Origin of the sequence: Calothrix sp. NIES-3974, from assembly GCF_002368395.1 — a bacterium.
In the GTDB taxonomy this organism is placed as follows: domain Bacteria; phylum Cyanobacteriota; class Cyanobacteriia; order Cyanobacteriales; family Nostocaceae; genus NIES-3974.
Genome location: NZ_AP018254.1, coordinates 3,650,457 through 3,675,592, shown reverse-complemented (window position 1 = coordinate 3,675,592; position 25,136 = coordinate 3,650,457). Strand labels below are relative to the sequence as shown.

The window sequence follows — 25,136 nt, the reverse complement described above, 5'->3', positions numbered from 1 at the left end:
GTCCTTCCCCAGCATCCCCAACAGCCAGCACTACTCCCCATTCCCCTCCTGCTGCTCCAAATAGACAAGAAGGGACTTTAAGCGCATTCGTTCAATATAGGGCCAACCCCCCTCCGCTTCAATTTCCCGTAACAAAGCATACAGATGGTGGCGGCTTTTCGGTAAATTTTCTTGAAACACAGTGTCGCGAATTTCCCGATGTAGGGCTTCCAACTTCCGTAATAATGCGAGGATAGCAATCACATCCGTATCGCAAACAGCGATCGCATCTCGAACCGTCGCGTCAATTTCTTGCAATTTGCCTGATAAAATACTTGCATCAGCCCCAAAATTGTTATCCATACTACCCTCCGTTCCATAAAGCCAAATCAAATTCAACTTGAGATTAACTCAAATTGTGTGTTTGCCAGTTAACCAGCGTAACCAATACAACGCTCGATTTCCAAATCATCATCAAAACCTTTTGATTTTGAGGTGGAAAAAATCGTATGATCTGGCTGAAACCTTTATTAGCCTGTTAGCTGTATTTCCCAGCAACAGGTACAGCAAACGGGGCAAACCACAGTGGTGGAATGTAGTATTCTCCCCCCCAACAAGCTCAAGTTAGAGTCCATTGTTGACTGTGGAATCATTTGTCGGTTCGCGATGGGGTGAAACCTCCCAGCACCCACATCCAACCGCTAATGGTAAAACTGCAAGCTGTGTGCTTGGTATTAAGTAGTAGTGCAAAATTAATTGTCGATACCAGGAAGCGTCAACTCTGGTGCGAATCAGCAACAACGCCTACCTAGGTGTCCTGTATCCCCAGAAATTGAAATATACTGCGGACAAGAAAAATTCTTTTTGCATCCACACCTACTTAATTGCCTGTTTGGAGATGGAGGCTCATACCCCATCCCTAACAGATTCCGCCGTCCGAGCGTCGGAACCAAACCATAGCCCACAAAGGGTTCAGACCATATATCAATCGTCAAAATAACCGCAGACGAAAATGGGAGACCCCCTCAAGGCGCTGTTGTTTCCAGACGCAGCGCTCAACAACAGGTCAGACAACCCTTGATTGTCTAGTACCAAACCTGGAGTGCAGTTTGACAAGCTTTTTTATTTTTGATCGATTTTTTTACATTGAGGTTGACCATGAGGTATCGTGCTTTAATTTTTGCATTTTTAGCGTTATGTATGGGGTTTTTGACTGCGTGTAATGACGTATCTGAGATTGCAAGTGTTGAAACTCTTACCTACGACCAAATTCGGGGTACGGGACTTGCAAATAAATGTCCCCAATTATCTGAAACTAGCCGTGGTTCTATCCCCTTGAATTCAGGTGATTCCCTAGTCATCAAAGAGTTGTGCTTAGAACCAACAGCATACTTTGTCAAAGAAGAACCTACTAACAAACGCCAAAAACCAGAATTTGTCCAAGGTAAAGTTCTGACCCGCAAAACCTCATCCCTCGACCAAATTCAAGGTGATTTGATTTACAATGATGACGGTAGTCTCACCTTTAAAGAGAAAGACGGTTTTGATTTCCAAGCCATTACCGTGAAACTTCCCGGTGGTGAAAGCATTCCTTTCCTATTTACAATTAAAGGCTTAGTAGCCCAAAGCCAACCTGGATTAACTAGCATCAATACCTCAACTGATTTTAAAGGTTCCTTCCGCGTTCCTTCCTACCGTGGTGCAACTTTCCTAGACCCGAAAGGTCGTGGTGTTGCCAGTGGATATGATAATGCTGTAGCCCTTCCAGCCCATGCTGATGAGGAAGAACTCAAAACTGCCAACGTGAAGCGCGTTGAAGTGTTAGACGGTACTATTTCCATGTCTATTGCTAAGGTCAATAGTTCTAGTGGTGAAATCGCCGGTACATTTGAAAGCATCCAACCATCTGATACCGACCTAGGAGCCGATGAACCCAAAGAAGTGAAAGTTCGTGGTCTGTTCTACGGTCGCGTTGAGCCAAAAGCTTAAATTTGGGCTTTGATTCTAAATTCCCAATTGCTCGCAAATCGGGAATGAGGAGCGGGAAAATAACTATGAGCGGTTAACAATATGTTTTGTTAGCCGCTCGTATTATATTTGCCAAAGCTACCTAAAGTATGAAAGTACCTAGTCAACTGTAATTACAAACTTGATTCCATCCGCTATAATTCCGCTATAATGTAGGGCAATATCCTCTGTTTATAAAGGTTCTGATGGACTAAATTAAGCTCACAAGACAAGGGAAAGGAATTTCTTAATTACGCCTTTGACGTTGCTAAAGGAAAAAGTCATGTTAACACTGGAACAAATCGAAACAGCTATCCTTCAGCTTTCACCGAATGATTTTAATCAGCTTTTAGAATGGTTCTTGGATTTAGATTATCAACGTTGGGACGAACAACTTAAGAGTGATATTGCTGCTGGAAAATTGGATAACTTGGCTCAAGAGGCACTGACTGAATTTGAGGCAGGGCACTACCGGGCAATTTAATGCATTTTACAACTCGTAGATTTTGGCAGTGCTATGAATCCTTACCTGAACCTATTAAACAGGTAGCGGATGGAAATTATCAATTATTGAAGACCGATCCATCCCATCCGTCATTACATTTCAAAAAAATCGGAAATTATTGGTCAGTTCGAGCCGGTCTAGGTCATAGGGCATTGGGAATAGAAGTGGAACATGGAATTCTATGGTTTTGGATTGGCACACATGCAGAGTATGAAAGGCTAATCAAAAACCAGTAGCGGCAAGCTTAACATTGACTTGGTAGGGACGATAAGTCGTAGCGCAGTGAATTTTAGAGAAAAATATTTAAATTAACTGATGGCAAGGATAAGTTTCCAGCAGCCTCTTAACCATATCAGTAATAATCCTGACATTTCTTGATGGAAAATTATTATAAAAAACCCAGTTTATTGATTATTATTCTTTTAATATCGAAAAATTTTCCCGTGTCATTACTTTCCCTTTAACAGAAATTACGTACTATCTCGGTTACTGATTCAGGTGTAGAGTTTATATCCTATTCCTATGTAGAAAATCAAGAATACAAGTTAAACGAGAGTCAAATAGAACTACGCACAAACTACCCATTCACGTCGTTACGTGGAAGTGTAGCGGCTTGTCGCAGAGTTGCAAGCCAACAATTTAATAATTTCAAAACATGATTTTTACATGATGGGTGCGCAAGTTCTATAAACGTCCAAAAAATTAAAAACATATATATCTTCGCTGAACGAAGTTAGTGAGGCATGGTTGCAAGGTAAATGCAATTATGGCAGCTTTTGTCTACCATATTCGCGTTTACCGAACTACCACTGCAATACTGTGCAGCGAATTTTTTTTGCCCATTTTTATTCTGGTAGTAAATAAGGTGCCATGCCTACCATCGCCACCAATGAATTAAAACACGAAATTTGGCAATTATTGCGCGAGTACCAATCTACTCAATCCCCTGATATTCGTAACCAGTTAGTTCAATTAAATTTCGGTCTAGTCCGAAAGGAAGCGCACTACTGGATGAATCAATGCCAAGAAAGCTATGAAGATTTACTTCAAGTTGGCTGTTTGGGGCTGATTCGAGCGATTGAACGCTTTGAAATTAGTAAGGGACATGCCTTTAGTTCCTTTGCAATTCCCTATATTCGCGGTGAAATTCAGCATTACCTACGTGATAAAGGAGTAACTGTTCGCATTCCTCGGCGTTGGTTGGCAATTCAGCAACAAGCTATTGGTGTTTCCCGTTCCCTACGCGAACAATACAATCGTCAACCGAGTGATGCTGAACTTGCTGCGGCTTTAGGTGTATCTGTTGAAGAGTGGCAACAAATTCGCTTGGCTTGGATTAATCGTGCGCCGTTAAGTTTAGATGTACCTATTGATGATGATGATGGTGCTGCTTGTTTAGGAGAACTAGTTCCTGACCACCGTTACCGTAGTTTTCAACTTGCTCAAGAAGACCGAATTCGTCTACAACAGGCTTTACTTCAGCTGGAAAATCGCACTCGTGAAGTTGTTGAATTTGTATTTCTCCATGATTTGACCCAAAAGCAAGTGGCTGAAAGACTGGGTATCAGTGTTGTCACCGTATCTCGACAGGTGAAGAAAGGTTTAGGACTGTTGAAGCAACTAATGGGTGGCTACGAATAATTCAGATCCCAAACAAGGCAATTGGCAAAACTTGAGTTATAACAGATTCATATTTACAGACAAATCATCCCCCTGTGGATAGATTTATCCAAGCAAAATTTTCTAACGGGTTTTTACAGGAATGGGCAAATACTTCCAACTGGCAACACTTCCCCAACGAGTCGCGATCGCGCTCGTTCTTGTGTTCTCGATGCTACTTGGTGCTTGTGGTTCAGGAGGGGAACAGCAGGCTGACCAGTCTGCCGACACGACCGACTCGCAAACAAGTGCTAGCACCGATCCATCTACCAATGGGGCAAATTCACAACAAAACTTTAATGATCCAGTGGTGGCAGGTAAAGGGACAGACGGCTTACCAACATCTGTTGCTGCGGCTCCCAATTTAATTCAACCAACCAACCCAACCGAGCGAGCAGTGGTGGTTGATAGGGGTAGGAGCGATCCATTTGCGCAAATTGTCAACCCCCAGTTCATTACCCAACCCGGAAGCAATCAGGCTCAAACACCTAATCAAATTTCTAATCAAGCATCTAACCCACGTCGTCTTGTTCCGACTGTACCGAATTTACCGGCAAATACAACTCGGATTACGAGTGGGAATCAAGGTAAACGTATCCAACGCTCACAGGTGGCTAGTGCGCGATTACCAAAACCCCCACAAATTAGACCTGTGATGCCAAGTGCAATGCCTCCGGTTGTCGCCGACCCATCCCTGACGGCTGCATTACCTCCCACACCCCAACCGGAAACCGCTAGAGCAGTAGTCGTTTCCGGTGTAGTGATGGTGGGAAATCAAGCCCAAGCGATTATTAAAGTTCCCAACGAACCGAGCAGTCGTTATGTCCAAGTAGGCGATCGCTTATCAAATGGGGTACTAGTTAAGCGGATTGAGATGAACGCTGGTTCCGATCCAGTAGTGATATTTGAACAATTTGGCATCGAAGTTGCCAAAATGGTAGGAGAAGGGGCCGCAACTACGACTGCGGCGGTGGATAGCAATACTCCCACCCCCCCGAATGTCCCTACCGGAGCATCTTAAAACATGCCAACACGTGAACGTATAGAAATTACTGGATTACCCTTAGCTGTATATCGGGAACTTGCAGCCCACCTACGTCAAGTTGATCATGTGTCTGTAGAAATAATTCCCCAATCCTCCCCACACTTTGATTACTCCCAAAGTCAAGTGGAAGGACTGTGGCTGAGTTTCGCAGACAACATTTCTATTCAAGGTCGTCACCAAGTTGAGGAAATCCTGAAATACTACCGAGAACGTTATGGTAATTAACGTGGTGGAGTAATAGTTTAACCTTGCCACACCATTAGTGGGAAATAAACTCATTGCTCAACGCTAATTAGGGCTTGCTGAAAAATAGTTAAAGACGCGATTATCGCATCTCTATATCTTGTAAGCTTTAGAGGCTATTTTAGTTCCAGAAAGTGCTTTCCAAATAAGTGCATAGAAAAGCCCAAAAACCTTACATCTTTCGTTTTTTGAAGTCAAGCAAAAGTGGAATTGTTGGGTTAAGACTACTCCCGTACAGACGCGACACGTCGCGTCTGTACCTATTCCCTACCCTCGCGAAAAGACTTTTACAGCTACGCGAACAGCAGACCCTAATTAAAACTGAAGTTTTTGCCATACATTGTTAGGGCGGACATATGTTCGCCCTAACCTATTGGGGGACTTTTTCTGTATTCTGTATAGTTTATTCTACCCGAATACTTGTTCAACTGAAAGGTTGAGGTTACAATTATGACCACTTTCTGTTATCCTACGTCAATAAGCGTGTATCACAGAAATGTAAATAAACTTACGCTGCTTTAATTTTTCAGCAAAATGCCACAAATTGGGAAATTAGATATATACGGTCTGGGTCGCATCGCCTTAGTCTTCTTCAAGTTGGAACTTAATTACTGAGATTTTCTCAAAGATGATGTTCAAAACAAAACGTGAATTCTGTGATTCAATTTGGGTTTGCTGAGGTAAACTGACAAGCAAGGTAAGGCATAAAAATAAGTGCGGTTCGACGGTTTTATTATCACCTACAATGGAAAAGTGGCAATTTTTGATACAAAAACAAGGCGAACGGGTTTGGCAGCCACTCGAATCTCTTAACCAGGAAATTCCAGAGGGGCGGTATCGGATTGTTGCCCGTTCTGCTCGCCTAAATACGGATGTGGAGATACGCGTCTCCCATGTATCTAATGCAAGTAATCCACTCACCCAGCCTCCGATACGCAGGGTTCATAAGCGATCGCGTCGCACAAATCATGAAGGTTTGTTGGCGGTTATTCCTTTTACCTATTTTCAGCCTGGTTTATGGGAAATATGCTGTGGCGGTAGTTTAATTGCCGATGTGATGGGAACTCCTTGGCAACAAATGATTACCTTGAAGGTAAAGGCTAATTCTAGCGATGTAAACCGCGTTCCAGGGATTGACCAACCAAGTCCCAATCGTGTTTCTGGTGAACGGAAGATGTCGGTTTTACCTATTCCTCCCGCACCTCCACCAGTTTCATCTGTGTCGTCTGGTGTAAATCAGAAACCGGATGCTGTCCGGGAAATTACTGACAAGGTGGTCGCTGAGTATGTTAGTGATTTGGATGCTCAGGGGGATGGATTAGGTCAAGCATCGGTTCCTAAAAGTTTTCCAAATGTTAATAATTTGCCCAAAACTCGATTGGGTGATACCCCTTCTCCCTCTGAAGAAGTAGCAATGATGGAGATGGAAACGGTTGTTGATTCTCAGGATGGGATGGAATCGAGTGATAATGAAGAAATTCTTGAGGCTTTGTTAAGTTTGAATGAGCCGATTGAGGAGGATAGGGATGCTGTTTCGGCGGATGTTGGTGGTGGGAATATAGGTTTGGCATCGGAATTGTTAGTTGCTCATACTGATGAAGTTGAGGGTGGAGTTAATCTGGAATCGGCTGTTTTAGATAATAATGACGATAATTCTGATGTGGATAGAATTATTGATTTTAATGCGGATGATGGTTTAGTTGATAATATCTCAAGTGTGAGTTCGATTAATCTGCTGGAAGAAAATCAAGCGGATATCCAGAATGATGGGGTTATAAATGGGAATGAGGGTGAGGATGTAGTTGTGCATTCTCAAGTTGACCTTGCTCAAAATCAATCTTTGACTGAGATTACATCAAACTTAGAATTAGCAACAAATTTAGATGCTGATATTTCCACAACATCAAACTTAGAAGTAGCAACAAATTTAGATGCTGATATTTCGACGACATCAAATTTAGATGCTGATATTTCCACAACATCAAACTTAGAAGTAGCAACAAATTTAGATGCTGATATTTCCACAACATCAAACTTAGAAGTAGCAACAAATTTAGATGCTGATATTTCGACGACATCAAATTTAGATGCTGATATTTCCACAACATCTCATCCGGAAGCACAAACTAATTCCCAATCTTCACAGATTACAGAGGATTTGAGCATATCATTTGGTAGTGCTACACCAGTTGATCAAATCACCACGGTTTCACCCACCCAAATTAACTCAACTGAGATTTTAAATCAGTTTGATAGTGTTATTTCTCAAGGGATAGATGGAGAGGATGTATCATCAGAGTCAATCTCGAATCCAGTTTCAGCCGCTTTAAATACTGGGAATACTGAAATTACAGATAATGGGGATGTTGATGTATTAGAGGAAAATTTAGATACTCCAGAAGGTGACACTCAGGTTAACCGGGATGAATCCAATTCTCCCAATTATAGTGATAATTCCATCAACGATACAGAAGAGATTTTTGCTAATTATCCTGTATCTGACACAGTAAAAATAGATTCAGAAGCTCCCAAAACTACATTTAATCTTGACTCAGAACCAAGAAAAGAAGTTAACACATCAGAGATAACACCAATTGCGATCGCAGAAGATGATTTACCCGTGGCTATAGTATTAAGAAATGATGCGATTGTCCATCAACCCACTCCAGCACCTTGGGTGCAGGGAAATTCGGCGGAGGATATATTACAATCCTTACTGGATTTAGCCTTACCCAATCCAGAACCCCTGCTAACAGAAGAAACAACCGCAGATGATGCTGTTACTCCCCAAGTATCTTTACCTCTAATCATTAATTTAGAAGCCCAGAATTATGTCTCTCCTTGGGGTGTACCCTTGACAATTGCGGGTAATGTGGAAATTAACCCCAAACATGGACAAACAGACATAACCAATACGAGTAGGCCTTATTATCAACATGTTAGCAATGTGGAAGTTCGCTTAGATGTGCGATCGCCACAACAGTTAGAAGTATTAACAACTGTTCAAAAATCTTTAGGGACTGAGGAAATAGTTCCTTTCCCGATTGCTGTTAACTGTCAAATTCCCATTGATTGTGAATCCAAATTACTATTAGCGGATATCTATATCTATGGTGCTTTAGATGGAATTGGCGAATCGACTCTACTGGGGAGCCAATCATTTACCATTACAGCAGATATTAGCGCCCTATTAGCGATTAGTGCTGCTGCCAAACCTAGCGCTCCAGATATGTTAGATTACCCGGTTTTAGCCACTGCTCCCCCACCTCCACCTCCCCAAGTAGCAACCTCACCCATCGATTTGGAACTATTTAACTTGGTGAAAACCACTAAACCAGGACAAACCCTAAATATTACCCATTCCCCAACCAAAAAATCACCCAAAATTACCCTACCCCCAACCATTCAACCCCGTCGCCATCGTCAAACAACCAATCAAGCGATCGCTTCTGGGTCAGAAACAATAACCAAGGATTCCACACCCATTTTACCCTTTCTCCGCAAAATCTCTTCTGCTGAATTATCCCTCACTTCCCAGGTGGAAGCCAATATTGCAGAAATTATCCGTAGCTCCTTCCCCGATTTTGCAGAGTTTGACATTAACCGGGAATTTGCTGCGATCGCACCTGAAGATAACGCTGCTGAAAATACCTCCCCAGAAACAACAAATTCTCAACTCCAGCAAATTGCATCTGGGGAAATACCAGAAATATTCCCTGTCCGCAAATTGGAAGTAAAGGAGGAATTTACTGCCATAGAACCAATTGGGGTGGAAACAGAGGAAATTATTTTCGATTCAGAAAATACCCTATCCATTGGAGAAGAAACTACCCAAGCACCCTTAGAACTTTCCTTTGACCGTTCGATGTCTCCATTAATTCGCCAATGGGTAGCCAGTCAAAACGAAAAAATCACTCCTAGCGAAAGTGATTCCCCAGTAGAACCAACCAACAAGCTAACAGACGATGATACTCAAACCTTCATCGGAGGTAGAATCCAAGAAAATATTCCCGCTTCCATTCCCACACCACCACCACTGGTTTATCCCTCCCTACAACAACAACCTCCCCGTTCTTGGGTCAGTAGGGAAATTATCGTAGATGACGAACCCATCGAATTACCTCACCCAAATCAAGATAATTCCTCCGACCCCAATCAACAATCAGAAATACCCGAAAATCTACCCACACCCATTATCCATTTATTACCAGGTGACCTAGTAGCTGGTCGTGTTATGCGTCTACGGGTGGAATTACCCCAATCCTACCCCCAAGTAGCAATTAAACTATGGATGGAAGACTGTCAAACTCGCAGTTTACTAGACGGTCCCCACCTACTGACAGCACTATTACCCAATAGCAAAGGGGGAGCAGAAACCATCGCGCAAATGAATATTCCCTTTGGTTGTATCGAAGTGCGAATCGGTGCGATCGCGATTCATCTTCTGAGCCAACAAGAAAGCCGGAAAACTACCATCCAGCGTAGTGTCATCCCTCCCGACTTACCCAAATTAGGTATAGACCAGATGTATGGAATCTAAAATTATTCGTAATAGCCTGCGGCAACGCTTCGCGTACGTAATTCGTAATATCCGCTATGCGGGAAGCAAGCTACGTAATTTGTGATAGCGACAGCATAAGGGGTTGATTAAATTAATTTTGGTCAATTCCGCCAAGCCTCGTTCAGTACGGATCCATCTGCTCCCACTAATTCAACGTGTAAAGGCATTTGTCCTACTGCGTGGGTCGAACAGCTTAAACAGGGGTCGAAAGCTCTAATTCCCGCTTCTACACGATTTAACATACCTTCGGGAATATCTGAACCGTGGATAAAATATCTAGCAATTTGAGCAATGGTTCGATTCATCGCTAAATTATTTTGACCTGTAGCAATAATTAAATTTACTTGCTGAATTAAGCCATTTTCATCCACTTGATAATGGTGGAATAAAGTTCCCCTTGGTGCTTCGCTAACACCGATTCCTTCTAATTGATTAATACCAGCATCGGCACGTAATCTATTGGATAGGATATCGGGGTCATCTAATAAAATTTCGATGCGTTCAATCGCTGCCAAAATTTCAATTAATCGGGCATAATGATAAAAAAACGAAGAGGTGACAACACCTTGACCGATGTCTCGAAATTCTCGCAGTTCCCTATCTGCTAAATCCGTACCAATGTGGGTACAAATATTCAACCTTGCCAAGGAACCAACTCGATACATGCCACTATCTAAAAGGCAGGATGCGCGGGAATCGGGATAGCCAAGGGGTCGGTAGTAGGGAGATTTTAAATAGGAGTCGGGTTCCACAGCTTCGGCAATAAATTCCCGATAGCAATTAGGGTCTAATTTATCGGCAATAATATTTCCACCACTATCCACAAAACGAATATATCCATCGTAGTGTTCCCACAATCCTGTGGGTGTCACCAAACCCATAAATAAGCTGGGAAAATTGCCGAAGGTTTGTATTTCTTGTTGATACTTATTAAGTAATTGTTTGAATCTTGCTAAAGCATCAAGAATAATATTTCTAGCCTCAGAAATTCGATTTTGTATCTGCGTACGTCCCTCTGGCGATAAAGCTTCCCTAACACCACCAGGAACAGCCCAAGATGGGTGTATTTTGCGTCCTCCTAATAGTTCGATTATCTCTTGTCCAAATTGACGCAAACGAATTCCACCACGGGCTAATTCGGGTTCTGCGGCGATGAGACCAAACAGATTCCGTTGGGAGGGTTCACTATCCATTCCTAATAATAAATCAGGAGCGCTGAGGTGAAAAAAACTCAACGCATGGGATTGGATAATTTGAGCTAAATTCATTAACCGACGGAGTTTTTCTGCTGCTTTAGGAATATTCACTGCTAAAATGCGATCGCCTGCTTTAGCTGAGGCTAATAAATGACTCACGGGGCAAATACCACAAATCCGAGCGGTAATTCCTGGCATTTCCCACAGGGGACGACCTTGACAAAATTTTTCAAATCCGCGAAACTCGGTAACGTGAAAACGAGCATTACTGACTTGTCCACTATCATCTAAATAAATACTAATTTTCGCGTGTCCTTCAATCCGGGTAACTGGATCAATGATAATTTTTTTAGACATGACGATTTAGGGCGTGCTTGAAAGGTCGTTTTGAATACTTAAATTATCGTTTTTTGGGAGTAGAGAATCGGGAATCGGGAATAGTCGATAACGATAGATAGCCGTCATGTAAAAATGACACCATAACCAATAAAAAATAGATTTTTGTTTGTATGTAGAGACGTAATATATTACGTCTCCTATTCGAGATATATTACAAACATTTTTTATTTTGGAGTAAGCATCCTAGCCTGAATTGAAATATCATAATCGGCTTTTTAAGCCATACTAAACCACAGATAAATACAAGCTATTAAATTCTCTTTATTAACCAAATTTAATCAATTCTCGCCCGACTAATTGGGGAGTTTTCCCTTGCAATAATGCTGCTAATACAGCCCGAATTCGAGTTGCGGAGGGTGGACAACCAGGTAAATAAACATCAACATTAACTATCCGATGAACGGGTTGTACTTTGTCTAGTAAAGGGGGAACAATACCCGTTTCCTGGGGGATTTGGGGATGGGTATCAGCCAAATCAATGTAACAACGTTGCAGGATTGATCCAACATTATCTGCACCTAAAGGATTGCGTAAAGCCGTCACATTCCCAGTGACCGCACAATCTCCAAAGGAAACCAAAATACGCGATCGCTCTCTAACTGTATAAATAGTTTTCAGATGTTCCGCGTTCCCAACTGCACCCTCCACAAGAACTATATCCACACCAGGAGGGTATTCCTTAATATCAGCCAAGGGACTGTAAACTAAATCTACCTGAGTCGCTAAATCCACTAACCATTCGTCCAAATCAAGGAAGGACATGTGACAACCGGAACAACCACCTAACCATACTGTAGCAAGCTTCATAGGAGTCAAGACCATTGTTTCTTCTCCCTTGCTGTGACAATAAATTTAATGCGATCGCGTTGATGTACCATTTCTCCAACGCTCGAACCTTGATCAAAAATTGCACCCGTCGGACAAGCATTAACGCACTTACCGCAGGAAGTACAAGTATCTGAAGTTCCCCAAGGTTGATTTAAGTCGGTAATCACGTGGGAGTTTTTTCCCCTTCCAGCCATATCCCAAGTATGCGCTCCTTCGATTTCATCGCAAACACGCACGCACCGAGTACAAAGCACACAGCGATTGTGGTCAATACCAAAGCGCTTATGGGAAATATCTACCTGACGTTGGGGGAATTGATATTCCAAGCGGACATGATCCATACCCATCTCAATGGCTAAATCCTGCAATTCGCAATTACCATTAGATACACACACCGCACAAATATGATTGCCTTCTGCAAATAACATTTCTACAATAGTACGACGGTATTTCTGCAATCGCTCAGTGTTTGTCATCACTTCCATCCCTTCTGCAACTTTGGTTACACAGGCTGGTACAAGTCTATTACTACCGACAATTTCCACTAAACACAAACGACAAGCTCCAACCTCTGATAATCCTTGGAGATAACAGAGGGTGGGAATTGAAATACCTGCGTCTTGTGCAGCTTGGAGAATGGTTTCCTTTTCATCCGCTCCAATTGGTTGGTCGTTGATTGTTAAGGTTTTGACAGCCATAATTTTAATTCGTAATTCATAATTCGTAATACCCGCTACGCGGGAAGCAAGCTACGTAATTTTGCTATTTGTATTTGTTGCTGGATTGTAGGGGATTAATATGACTTTTTACTTTCGGTTGCACTCACTATCCCATCGAACTTATACACCAACAATTTGAGGAAGTTGTGAGTAGCTTATTTACAATTAGTAATATTTAAGCAAGTAGTACAAAAAGGCAAAAATTAAAACTAAAAAGCATATATTTTAGACTTTTCAGCCGTGTTAAAGATTTCTCATAAATGAAACTAGAATAATCAACGATTATAGCCCCTACTATGTAACTACCATTGGCGTAAACAATATAAACTGTGTTGTACCATTACAACTTGGCATCAATCTCTAGACAATTCATCTGGGGACTAGGGTTAGGGAATATTCTTTACTGTTAGTAGCTTTTCCATGATTCGCTAGCATAAATCTTCACAAGTTCCTCAAGTTTATTAGATACACTTAAAATATTAGAGACTTGAATGTAAATTAGTCCCCATGTCGTTTAGACATAACCTTTTGGAGGTTTGGCAAAGTCTAACAGGAAAATCGTTCATTTCTATTCCTTGTAGAGACGACCTGACGGTTCGTCTCTACTCCCTATTCTCAAACGAGAACGTACTTCTTAAGTATAATTACAGGGGCGAATTCATGAATAAATATTTAGTTACGGTAATTGATGGTGCGAGAGCAAGATTTTTAACACTTGAACCGCTCGATGATAGCTCCTTGGATGAATCTAATTGTCACCTAGTTGAACACAAAGGACTCCTTAATTCGGCAAAAGAATTGCCAGGTAAAGACTTGTGGACAACTACGAAAACGGGTCGTCATCAAGGAACTGGAACTCAAGCCCATGCTTATGATGATGGTAGGGAAAGCCACCTCAACGAATATGGAAGACGTTTTGCAAGAGCGATCGCTGATGAAATGATTGAATTTTGCCAACGTCAGTCGATCCTGCAATTGGTAATTGTCTCGGAACCACAAACCCTAGGTATTTTGCGAGAATTCGTGATTCCTTCACTACCTAATAATTTACGTGTACAGGTTCTTGCTAAAGATGTATGCAAGCTCAAACCATCAGAAATACACGCATATTTAGCTGAGAAAAAACTCCTGCCTGCCCATAAATTTGTAGTATAAATTACGTAAAGTTAATGTAATCACACAACTTTAGTTGCAGCCAAATTTTCCAACTATCCCCAAATAAAATATCTGAATAACCTACAGGTAACTATTGATACTAGAACTTATAAAAGTGGTTTTGTCTCCCTAATACCGATTCAAAAAATGTTTGCAACATATACTCAATACAGGACGTAGCAATGCTACGTCTCTACAAGATTCATCTGTTACATTCTTTTTTTTAAAATTGGTATAACTCCGTATTCCCTACTCCCTCTATATTACAAACGAGGAGGTTGATTGATTATGGCAACTACCGTTAAATATGACCTAGAGGTTTTGCGAGCAGAAGCTCGTCAACTTGTGGAAAAAGGAAAAGTTAAACGGAATGATCCGATTTATGCTTTGTGTAAATTTATCCCTGGTCGCGATTGGGTCTGTATTGAATTAGAATTAGAGGAAAATGATTTTCTTCTCCGCGATAAAATCATCGATTTGCTAGCTCAGGAAGAATGGACGGAAGATAATTAACAAGACTTAGGCAAAGAAGATTTGTCCTCAGCGACCGAAACGCAGTTTCGGGAAGCAATCGCAGGATTTTTGCACAAGATGCGCGTCTTGTGCAGCAAGCTTACTACGTTTCGGTCCAGTGGCGTTAATTTTGCGTCAGTCATAATTCAATCTCAATCAGTCTCCCACGTCCTTTGGACACAACTGAAATCATGTAAATAAATCATTTCCACTCCCAATTCTCCACTCCCTCTGCATCAAGCGAGTTAATGTTGATTACAACAGTAAATTATCATGAAATACTAAATAATAGTTTCCATCAAGACAGAATCATTAAAATATCTCTAAATGAGTTGACGGGCTTTGTCTGGTGCTGACTCTACCCGTCAATTCGTGTGTTGGTTTTTCAATTTACCTCCACAAGGTATTTAATTGGACTGGTTTCGCAGTTTTTAGCCACCCCTCCGATAGCTGCATGTTCCGAATGCTTCGTTTGGTTTTACTCTTGAAGAAGTATGACCACCACGTCTATCTCGGAGGAGCTATTGGTCTTCTACGATTCCAATAATATATTAACATAAATCATTGCAATTTGTAAGGGTGTAAATTGGAAAAATTACAGATTTTCATCCCTTGAATATTTTGGGTATTGTAGACGTAGTATTGCTACATCTCTACTACGATAATTGTGGTTTGAATACAAAATGTAAATAACGACAATTCATACCCAAATTCCGCAATGCCTATTTTTTATTCCCCTGATCAATCAAAGCCAAATACTCATCCCGAAAATACCGCAATGTACTAAACACTGGATTTGGTGCAGACTGTCCTAAGCCACATAAACTCGTATGCTTCACCATGTCAGATAATTCCTCCAATAATTCCAAATCTGCCATTGAAGCTTCCCCTGCACGAATTTTTGTCAGTAATTGATACAGCTGCACCGTACCTACTCGACAGGGAATGCACTTCCCACAGGACTCATCCATGCAAAATTCCATGAAAAACTTGGCAATTTCCACCATATTGATGGTTTCATCCATGACAATCATCCCCCCGGAACCCATCATCGAACCTAGTTGGTTCAAGGACTCATAATCAACGGGAGTATCAAAGGCAGAAGCCGGAATACACCCCCCGGAAGCACCACCAGTTTGTATGGCTTTGGCCGTTCCCTGGGCTACACCTCCCCCCATTTCTTCCACTATTTGCCGCAAGGTGGTTCCCATCGGCACTTCAATTAAACCTAAGTTGCGTACATTGCCAGTCAAAGAAAATACTTTTGTCCCCTTACTTTTTTCCGTGCCGATACTTGCAAAGGCATCTGCACCATGACGAATAATCCAAGGCACATTGGCAAAGGTTTCCACATTATTAATGAGGGTCGGAAAGCCCCATAAACCCTTCTCTGCGGGATAGGGTGGTCGGGGGTGGGGGACACCCCGTTTACCTTCAATTGATGCCATCAGGGCTGTTTCTTCACCGCAAACATAGGCCCCTGCTCCGACGCGGATATCAATGCGAAAATCAAAGGGGGAGTCAAAAATACGACTACCTAACAAACCCAGTTGTTGGGCTTGGTCGATGGCGATTTGCAAGCGTTGGGTAGCTAGGGGATATTCGGCACGGATGTATATGTAACCGTGATTTGCACCGACTGCATAGGCGGCAATTATCATCCCTTCAATGACGCGATGGGGATCGCTTTCTAATACACTTCTATCCATGAATGCACCGGGGTCGCCTTCATCGGCGTTACAAATCACGTATTTGCGACTTCCTTTGGGTGTATCACCCCGTGCTTTGGCGACGGTAGCCCATTTTAAACCTGTGGGATAACCTGCTCCTCCCCGTCCCCGTAATCCGCTACGAGCGATCGCATCTACAACTTGGGTGGGTGTCATTTCCCGCAACACATGTCCTAGCGCTCGATAGCCATCATGGGCAATATAGGCTTGAATTCGCTCTGGGTCAATTTTGCCAGTATTTTCCAGGACGATGGGTAATTGTTTGGTAAAAAATGGATGGGTTAAATCAGCTTGAGGGAGTTGGGTTGTTTCTTTTCCTGCCAAAGCAGCAATGATTGCGGTTGTCTTATCTGGGGTGACTTGCTGGTACAGTATGCTGTGTTTTTCCCTTGGATTAAGGGTATCAACTCGCACCAAGGGAGCTTGACTACACAACCCCAGACAACCAACACCACATACCTGCACCTGGTTTTCTAAACCAGAGGTTTTGACTGCTGCATCAAGTCGTTGTTTAACTAATTGGGAGTTAGCAGAAACGCAACCAGCAGCAACACAACATTTAATTTGGGTGGGTTTTGCTGATTGACGTTCCTGTTCGGCAATCTCCCACAGTTCTGTTAAATCCATTGATTAAACTCCCATCCTTTCCAGCGATCGCTCTCAATATCCACGTATCTCCAAGATTAGGAGAAAAGATTGAGAATTTTGTGAGGAAAAATTCTGTTCGTTCTCAAATCTTACTCATCTGTTCGCCAATGAATTCAGATGTGGTGCGACCAAAAAGCACCCCATCAAACAGAACAACAGGTGCTAGTCCACAAGTCCCTAAACACCTGGCTGTATGCAGAGAAAGTTTACCATCTGCCGTTGTTTGACCTGCACGGATATGGGTGGATTTTTCTAATTTTGTGAGGATTGTTTGGTTTCCTTGAAAATAGCAAGCCGTTCCCGTACACACAATACAGGTATGTTGAGCAGGAGGTTTTAGAGAAAATAGATGATAGAAGGTCGCAACACCATAAACTTGGCTGGGTGGTAATTTCAGGCTATGGGCTATGTGCAGTAATATATTTTCCTCTAGATAACCAAAAATTTCTTGAGCTGTGTGCAATATCTCAATTAAAGCATCCTGCTGATACTGATACCGCTTAATGGTACGGTCAAGTTTTTGCAAGTGGTTATCGGTGGGTGGTTGCTGTGTGGGATTCATCATTATCTGTGAGGGTAGGGAAAAGGGAGTGGGGAGTAGGGAATAGTTAATAGTTTGAACCATTCCGATTCCACTTTTGCTTGGTGAGAAAAATTACGGGGTTGCTGAATACAAATATGAATTGAAAATTTGACGTTGTGTAGAGACGTAGCATCGCTACGTCTCTACGACGATTGTGGTTTTAATACAAAATGTAAATAATCATAATTCATAACCAAATTCAGCAACGCCAAAATTACAAATGCCGTGTTTTTAAACCTTACATACCTATTTGGAAAGCACTTTTTGCGACTAAAATAACCTCTAATTCTTGCAATATTATAGAGACGCGATATAGACGATATATCGCGTCTTTACTATTTTTCCGCCAGCCCTATTTAACTTACTGGTATTGCCTCACCTCCAGACATGACCATTGGGAAGTGATGGACATTGGGAGCGTGCATTGCTTGGATTCCTAGATTTGCTCGATTGAGTATATCTGCTTCCGTTCTGACAACTGCACCCTGACTATCTAGTAGGGAGTGGTTAAAGTTGAAACCATTTAGGTTAAATGCCATCGTTCCCACACCCAGCGCAGCACACCAGATACCGACAGTTGGTAATGCAGCTAGTAAAAAATGGAACCCACGGTGATTTCTGCTGGCAAACCAAGGGATTAATAAACGTCCTAAAAAACCACTGTGTCCGGCTAAATAGTTGTAGGTATTTTTGGTTTGACCGAATTGATAACCGGTTGTAATTGCTTCCTTGTCTGTGGTGTGGCGATACAAAGTTGATGTCACCAAGGAGCCATGCAATGCACTTAACAATGCACCACCAAATACCCCCGCGACACCGAGCATATGTCCGGGATGCATCAAAATATTGTGGTCAGCTTGGAATGCCAACATAAAGTGGAATGTACCAGATATTCCTAACGGTAAACCATCCGAAAAACTACCTTGACCGATGGGATAAATTAACAATACCGATGTCGCAGCTGCAACGGGAGCAGAAAAAGCGATCGCAATCCAAGGACGCATACCCAAGCGGTAACTCAGTTCCCAAAGTCGTCCGAGATAGCACCAAATCCCTAACAAAAAATGCAACACAATTAACTGATAGGGACCACCGTTATACAACCATTCATCTAAGGATGCAGCTTCCCAAATCGGATAAAAATGCAGTCCAATGGCTGCGGATGTCGGTACGACTGCTGCTGTGATTAAATTATTACCAGCCATCAGGGAACCGATCACAGGTTCACGGATTCCATCCATATCTACACCGGGAGCAGCAATAAAAGCCAGGATAAAACAGGTAGTGGCAACTAGCAAGGTGGGAATCATTAATACCCCAAACCAACCGATATAAAGCCGATTTTCCGTGCTGGTGATCCAATCACAAAAACTATCCCATATTTGCCCAATAGATAATCCTCGACGCGGTTGAATTATGGTACTCATGGAGATGTTCCTCCTAATTTCCTGAATTGAAAGTAAGTAGGGAGTGGGGAGTCGTGATTAGGGAGTAAAAATGAACTATTTTTTAGGCGCTTTGCGCCAAGCTAATGCGACATGTTTAAGTAGGGAATGGGGAGTAGGAAAAAACCACTTTTATTGGTTCCGGTGTATTGTTTGGATGTGGAAATTACTTGTTTTTCAAGGTTTGATTGTGTTTCCCAGACCCCATCTACAAATTTTTTAGTTTCGTTGTGATTTCGAGGATGTTTGGGAACTCCCACTCCCAAAAAACAGTAAGTTAAGTACCCAAAGTGATTTTGAAAACATCCTCTTTTTTGACACTTTCCCAGTTGATAAACTGAGCTTTTCGTTTTGACGGTTAACGCTTAAAGGTCAACTGTCACCTGTTAACAAACCAAAAGGGTACAATCAGCGTCTGGAGTATAGCTATTGTCCTGTAGGTACAAGTTTGGACTCTGCTATGCGTACTGTTATAAAACAAGAATGTGAGGAAGTTGTGAGGAAAATGTGATTAGTCGTGGAAAAAATTAGGTGTACTTGTTGAGACTGGGAATAGGGAACACAAAAAGCAAGGTATGTAACCTGTAGTTCTCACAAATTTCTTAAACCTACAGGGAGTAGTGATTAGGGAGTAGAAGGACAATTCATCCGTCAACTGTTAACAACCCTACACGTAAGATTTCACAAGTTATTTAGGACTGGTGTATATAAACTTATTTCAATAAGTGTACCTAATAGTTAATTTAGAGGGAAAATATAAATAGGAGATACAGACGAGGGAAAAACTGATACCAATTCGTAATTTATAATACTCTGCGGTAAGCCACTACCCTGGATTTCCCACAAGTAAATTTTAAGCCTTGAGTGACGGACTGATTTTCCTTCTAATTCCGTCACGGACTATTCCCTTTGAGTTTGAGGCTTTTGTGAGAAATGCGGGACTACGAGCCTATGTAATAGGCTAATTATAAACACTAGATGTCCCAATGATTTCCTAGATTCCATCTGTTGCCTAATTTTAGGGAATTGGTGTTACCGATATAGAAGACGGAAATCTGAATGGAGGTGAGATTTATGGAATCTTTAATGCAAAACGTAATCGAACGTTTAACGCAAAATTTATTACTACCAGAAACCTGGATATATCTTATCGTCAAGGTTGGCGCATTACTGCTAGTATTATCTATCTGGATGCTACTTCGGTCACGCCCAGCCTATTAAATGTTCGCAATGGTTAAAGAATCTTCAAAATAATCAATATTTACCCCATTCACCCTGATTGATGATCTGGGTAATTTTGGCGATCGCGATCGCAACTCCAATTTCCCCGGTTAACGATAACTGTTCTCCCAATTGAAAATTTTCCCCTGGAACTGTCACTAATAAAGCAGGGGGACAATAACCATAAATTACTTGGGTCAAGGTTAATAGGGATTGGGGATTTGCTGTATGTCCTCCTAGGGGGGTATTATTATCGGGTTCTAGGATACGGACTCGAACATCAGGGTTTAATGTCAACTGAATTCGGCTTTTGTCTGAAGTTTGCCAATTGAAACAAGCATCAACAAAAATAACTAAATCCGCTTTGACAATCTTCTGGGTGAGTTCGGGAGTAAGCTGATGAACTGCAAGGGATGTGAGGTTCCTGAAACGGGAATTTTGTTTGAACTCGTTGGCTACCCTTTGTCCAATACCATCATCACTACGTAGGTCGTTACCATAACCAATCACTAATACATTATTCCTTTTGACCATTTGAGATTTATATCACGGTGGATCATCCTCAAAGTCTATTTTTATCTTTACCACATCCGATGCTTTGGGAACAACAACACATCCTGTTGCGGATAGATGGATGGATAGGAAGCGATCGCGTTTAGTTTGGCATTCTCTGCTAATGCGCTACTAGGTTGAACACCCATAATCTGTCGCGGTATCTCCACCCGAAATGTGGAACCTTTACCAGGTTCGCTACTAACGATTATTCGACCCTGCATCATATACACTAAAGCGTTGACAATGGCTAAACCCATCCCCACTCCACCATATTTGCGGGATAAACTACTATCCAGTTGGTGAAACACATCAAAAATATTTTCGACCTGTGATGTGTCAATGCCAATGCCTGTATCATGGACGGTAATAGCTAAACCTTCGGCTGGTAAATCCTCCAATTCGATACGAACTTGACCCGCTTCAGTAAATTTAATGGCATTCGACAGTAAATTAATTACTATCTGCCGTACCCGCATCTGGTCATTATAAATGATGCCGTTTTGTAGGTGATTTTGAAAATTTAATGAGAGATTTTTACTAATAGCCTGAGCTTTCATTTCCTCAACTGTACAACCAACCGCAACGGCAATATCAAAAAATTGCGGTTGTAAATCCAGGGTTCCCGCTTCCAGTTTCCCAAAATCGAGAATATCATTCAGTAACTGGAGGAGTTGTTGACTATTATTGTAAATTCGCTCGACCATATCCCGTTGTTGGGAAGAAATTTGATCGCTGCGCATTTTTAACAAAACCTGGGAAAATCCCTGAATTGCGTGCATGGGAGTACGTAATTCGTGGGAAATTGTCGATAGAAACTGGGATTTGAGTTGAGATGCGGTAATTAGCTCGATATTTTTCTGGTTGATGTGTAATCTTTGGGTGGCAATCACTTGAGCTTGATGGTTTATTTGCTCTTGGCGATCGCGCAGTTCCTGACGTAGGTGTTCCGCATTACTTTCACTTTTGTAAATCCGGATACTATTACGAACTATTCGGGCAATACTGAGGGGATTTATTTCCCTTTCTTCCACTACATCAATAATACCAAAATTCTGCCAATTCTCTATTAATAATAAATCTGTATTTTCTGTCACTAGCACAATTGGTGCATTCAGTCCCGAAGTTTGCAAATTTGTTACATATCCTTCCCCTACAATCCCATCGCTCAAAAATACACAATCAAATTGGTGGAGACGAGAAATTGCGATCGCGCTATCAATATTGTCAACCTGCTCAACCTGAAGATTCAGCTGACAACATTCGAGAGCATTACTAAGGGTTTGTCGTTCTGCCACACGATTATCAATTAGCAGAATTTGGAGTTTTTTGTTCATCGCATTTGGTGCAGATATTCGCATATATCTACTGAAGGCTAGATTATTTGCAGTGTTGAAAATATCGTTAAAAATATCTTAAATTATAGAGTCAGCACCTGATTCCAATAAAGCACCCATGTCAGTAGCAGATACAAAGACTTGCTTTACCATGCTTGCTTTTATTTTACGGTCTCATTCTAAAATATTACCGTTCCCTTTGTCGTCATCCAATAGTTATACGCTGTGCCCAATAACACTATCTTCACACAATCTAAATGGTTTTTTTATATTACTTGCTCTCTACGTCTTAAGTCTTACAACTAGTTAATATTACTCATAAATTTATTACATTATTTAACCTACAGGAACTAGCTTGGAGAAAATTGCTATAAAATGCATCCGTAAAAATGCTGAAGTATTGGGATATGCCGTTGCTGGTCTGCGTATTTTAACAGGAGAACACATTTTTCCTGGGGTTTTATGTAGAGACGTAACATTGCTAAGTCTCCACATAAAACGTCAAATTTTCAATTCACATCTGTGTGCAGCAACGCTAAATTAACGTGAATTAACAGATTCAAAGAATCCCTCTCCCGACCTCTCTTTTTTGGGTACAGAGGTTTTGATGAAATTGATTCTTGATTGAAAACCACGAATTTTCCGTCCCTTTCCGAAGTCGGAGAGGGGTTGGGGTGAGGTTCATCAATCCACTAGCTCACCGTAATCTGCACCGCAGCACTTTCATTCACAAAGCGATCCACCGCACAGACAGCATATGTACCCGGTTGCACCGTTGCAAAATGGGTTCCTCGACTGAGAATACGTTGCAATTCCCAGGTATTACCGTTGCGTCGATACAGTGTCCAGGAGCGAATATCGGGGGTATTTGCTGGATTCCACTCTAAACGGCGATTTTTCACATCTAAACCCGATGGGGGAGTGGGAGGTCTGTCACTATGCCATGACAATTGGGGTGGTAAGGCGGGACGGTTGTATAGTTTACTACCCAAAGTGTTGGCGATACCTTGGCGATTTTCGTTAATCGCGTTGACACTAAAAAAAATATTACCAAGGGATAATTCGGCTGCAAGACTACGGCTAATTTGGACTTGTTTTTCGATTTCCGTATCTTTCCAGTCCTTATCGTCCAGTTTACCCAAGTTATTCCCCGCGAAGATATATCGTCTGCGCGTATTGATTTGTGTCCACCATCTCAGGAGAGTGGGATAACTTTGTTGGGTTTGGTCAATTCGCCAATACAATTGGGGTGCGAGGTAATCGACCCAACCTTCTTCCAACCATTTTTTGGCATCGGCATACAAGACATTATAGGCATCTAAACCGACAATTCCCGGTGGTTGACCAGGACGATAGATACCAAAGGGACTGACACCGAAAGAAACATGGGGTTTTACGGCTTTAATTCCTTCATACAAACGTTGAACCATTTGATCGACATTTTGCCGTCGCCAATCAGCCAAATCTAATCTACCACCACTAGCGCGGTAGGCTGCATAGGTTTGATCATCGGGGAAATTTTGACCAGAAATCGGATAGGGATAGAAATAATCATCCAGATGGATACCGTCAACATCGTAGCGTCTGACCACATCCATAACCACTTGATAAACCCGGTCTTGAACTAATTTTATTCCAGGGTCCATCCAGAGGGTATTTCCCCAGCGATAAACACATTCTGGATTGGTGACCGCAAGATGATTGGTCGCTAAATTACCCTGATTAGTGGTGACTTTTGCACGGTAAGGATTAAACCAAGCATGGACTTGAATATTACGTTTACGACATTCAGCGATCGCAAATTCTAGGGGGTCATAGAAGGGGGTAGGAGCTTGTCCTTGGGTTCCCGTTAACCAGCGACTCCAGGGTTCGATGGAGGATGCATACACCGCATCTCCTTCGGGACGTACTTGTAAAATTAAGGCATTAAAATTCAAGCGTTGTAGAGTATTGGCAATTTTAATAAATTCTGCTTTTTGCTCTTCCACTGGTAAATTTGATTTAGAGGGAAAATCAATATTCCAAACCGTACTTACCCAAGCACCGCGAAATTCCCGATTATGACTAACACTAATAGGACTTGATGGTGGGGGGGTGATGGGACTGGATTCTCCGGGGGGCAAAATAATATAAGGCGAAGAAACTTTCTGTATTTGATTTAAATAGGCTAAAGCTTGATGGACAAAGGTTGCCACATCTGCCCTTGTGGCTGCTAAATTAGGATTTAATAACTTGGTATTGGGAAAACTAGTAATTAATTTGGCTCTAGTAGCGACAGCAACCTGGGTACGTCCATAACCAGGAATTTGGGCTGCATCTTCATATATCTGCGGTAATAAAGTTAGTAAATCAGCTTGCACCTGACCAGCCAAATTTAATCCCGACACCAACGCAACCAAAGCCTCGATTCTGGTGAGTCGGTTATCAGGACGAAAACGGTTATCAGGGTAGCCAATCATAAACCCCTGTTCGTAAACCAACTGAATCGCCCTTGCACCCCAAAAACTTCCGGGTACATCTAGAAAACTTCGATACTCCCTCCGTTTCGGTACATCCCGAAAGGAACCCGCCAACATGGTTGCAAATTCAGCCCGAGTAATCGAATTATCGGGACGAAATGTACCATTAGGGAAACCAACGATAATTCCCCTAGCCGCCAAAGCATGTATAAAATCCCGTGCCCAATGATTCTGAGTATCAGGGAAAGATGTAGTCATAGATACGATGTGCTATTCCAACTCGTTGCATCGATTTTAAAATTGATTGTCAACTTTGGTACAGGATAGTATGATTTGGATTTTCTCCCTCTTT

The 25,136-nt window shown here is 41.9% G+C and carries 19 protein-coding genes; 9 read left to right on the top strand and 10 right to left on the bottom strand.

The window, feature by feature from the left end; all coding sequences use genetic code 11:
• Nucleotides 1-30: 30 nt before the first annotated feature.
• Nucleotides 31-342: a hypothetical protein gene (locus CDC37_RS14815; protein ID WP_096622705.1), complete on the bottom strand. Its 312-nt coding sequence runs from the start codon at nt 340-342 to the stop codon at nt 31-33.
• A 795-nt stretch (nt 343-1,137) separates the two neighbouring features.
• Here CDC37_RS14815 and CDC37_RS14810 point away from each other — a divergent pair.
• The 7 genes from CDC37_RS14810 (at nt 1,138) to CDC37_RS14780 (ending at nt 9,978) form a co-directional block, all read left to right on the top strand.
• Nucleotides 1,138-1,968: a photosystem II manganese-stabilizing polypeptide gene (locus tag CDC37_RS14810; protein WP_096622703.1), complete on the top strand. Its 831-nt coding sequence runs from the start codon at nt 1,138-1,140 to the stop codon at nt 1,966-1,968.
• A 301-nt stretch (nt 1,969-2,269) separates the two neighbouring features.
• A complete protein-coding gene (locus CDC37_RS14805; RefSeq protein ID WP_096622701.1) occupies nt 2,270-2,470 on the top strand; it encodes a hypothetical protein in 201 nt (66 codons plus the stop codon).
• On the top strand, nt 2,470-2,727 hold the full coding sequence (locus CDC37_RS25255; RefSeq protein WP_096622699.1) for a hypothetical protein: 258 nt from the start codon (nt 2,470-2,472) through the stop codon (nt 2,725-2,727). The genes CDC37_RS14805 and CDC37_RS25255 overlap by 1 nt, the downstream gene beginning before the upstream one ends.
• Before the next feature lie 634 nt (nt 2,728-3,361).
• Complete coding sequence (locus CDC37_RS14795; protein WP_096622697.1) at nt 3,362-4,132, top strand: RNA polymerase sigma factor SigF; 771 nt, start codon at nt 3,362-3,364, stop codon at nt 4,130-4,132.
• Nucleotides 4,133-4,253: 121 nt separating this feature from the next.
• Complete coding sequence (locus tag CDC37_RS14790; protein ID WP_231943068.1) at nt 4,254-5,171, top strand: hypothetical protein; 918 nt, start codon at nt 4,254-4,256, stop codon at nt 5,169-5,171.
• A gap of 3 nt (nt 5,172-5,174) precedes the next feature.
• On the top strand, nt 5,175-5,420 hold the full coding sequence (locus CDC37_RS14785) for a hypothetical protein (RefSeq protein ID WP_096622694.1): 246 nt from the start codon (nt 5,175-5,177) through the stop codon (nt 5,418-5,420).
• 763 nt (nt 5,421-6,183) lie between these two features.
• Entirely contained in the window at nt 6,184-9,978 is a 3,795-nt protein-coding gene (locus CDC37_RS14780; protein ID WP_096622693.1) for a hypothetical protein, read from the top strand.
• 122 nt (nt 9,979-10,100) lie between these two features.
• Here the strand turns inward: CDC37_RS14780 and CDC37_RS14775 are convergent, their stop codons facing one another.
• The 3 genes from CDC37_RS14775 to hoxU form a co-directional block, all read right to left on the bottom strand.
• Complete coding sequence (locus tag CDC37_RS14775; protein ID WP_096622692.1) at nt 10,101-11,552, bottom strand: Ni/Fe hydrogenase subunit alpha; 1,452 nt, start codon at nt 11,550-11,552, stop codon at nt 10,101-10,103.
• Nucleotides 11,553-11,858: 306 nt separating this feature from the next.
• Entirely contained in the window at nt 11,859-12,410 is a 552-nt protein-coding gene (locus CDC37_RS14770; protein ID WP_096626249.1) for an oxidoreductase, read from the bottom strand.
• Nucleotides 12,407-13,120 (bottom strand): bidirectional hydrogenase complex protein HoxU, encoded by a 714-nt coding sequence (gene hoxU, locus CDC37_RS14765; protein WP_096622691.1) that lies wholly within the window; start codon nt 13,118-13,120, stop codon nt 12,407-12,409. Before hoxU ends, CDC37_RS14770 begins: the two co-directional genes overlap by 4 nt.
• A gap of 681 nt (nt 13,121-13,801) precedes the next feature.
• On the opposite strand from hoxU, the gene CDC37_RS14760 reads away from it, so the two are divergent.
• Both CDC37_RS14760 and CDC37_RS14755 read left to right on the top strand, forming a co-directional pair.
• Nucleotides 13,802-14,296 (top strand): host attachment protein, encoded by a 495-nt coding sequence (locus CDC37_RS14760; protein WP_096622690.1) that lies wholly within the window; start codon nt 13,802-13,804, stop codon nt 14,294-14,296.
• 288 nt (nt 14,297-14,584) lie between these two features.
• The gene (locus tag CDC37_RS14755) at nt 14,585-14,809 is read left to right on the top strand and encodes a DUF4327 family protein (protein ID WP_096622689.1); all 225 of its coding nucleotides are present in this window, start codon (nt 14,585-14,587) and stop codon (nt 14,807-14,809) included.
• A 722-nt stretch (nt 14,810-15,531) separates the two neighbouring features.
• Here CDC37_RS14755 and CDC37_RS14750 read toward each other — a convergent pair.
• From CDC37_RS14750 to CDC37_RS14725, 6 genes are all read right to left on the bottom strand, one after another.
• A complete protein-coding gene (locus CDC37_RS14750) occupies nt 15,532-17,166 on the bottom strand; it encodes a NuoF family protein (protein WP_096622688.1) in 1,635 nt (544 codons plus the stop codon).
• Between the two features lie 103 nt (nt 17,167-17,269).
• On the bottom strand, nt 17,270-17,752 hold the full coding sequence (gene hoxE, locus CDC37_RS14745; RefSeq protein WP_096626247.1) for a bidirectional hydrogenase complex protein HoxE: 483 nt from the start codon (nt 17,750-17,752) through the stop codon (nt 17,270-17,272).
• Between the two features lie 374 nt (nt 17,753-18,126).
• Entirely contained in the window at nt 18,127-19,197 is a 1,071-nt protein-coding gene (psbA, locus tag CDC37_RS14740) for a photosystem II q(b) protein (protein ID WP_096622687.1), read from the bottom strand.
• Between the two features lie 1,272 nt (nt 19,198-20,469).
• Nucleotides 20,470-20,970, bottom strand: coding sequence for a hydrogenase maturation protease (locus CDC37_RS14735; RefSeq protein ID WP_096622686.1), 501 nt, complete (start codon nt 20,968-20,970; stop codon nt 20,470-20,472).
• 47 nt (nt 20,971-21,017) lie between these two features.
• Nucleotides 21,018-22,325, bottom strand: a complete 1,308-nt coding sequence (locus CDC37_RS14730; protein WP_172892787.1) for an ATP-binding response regulator — start codon at nt 22,323-22,325, stop codon at nt 21,018-21,020.
• A gap of 692 nt (nt 22,326-23,017) precedes the next feature.
• Entirely contained in the window at nt 23,018-25,051 is a 2,034-nt protein-coding gene (locus CDC37_RS14725; RefSeq protein ID WP_096622684.1) for a glycoside hydrolase family 10 protein, read from the bottom strand.
• Nucleotides 25,052-25,136: the final 85 nt, after the last annotated feature.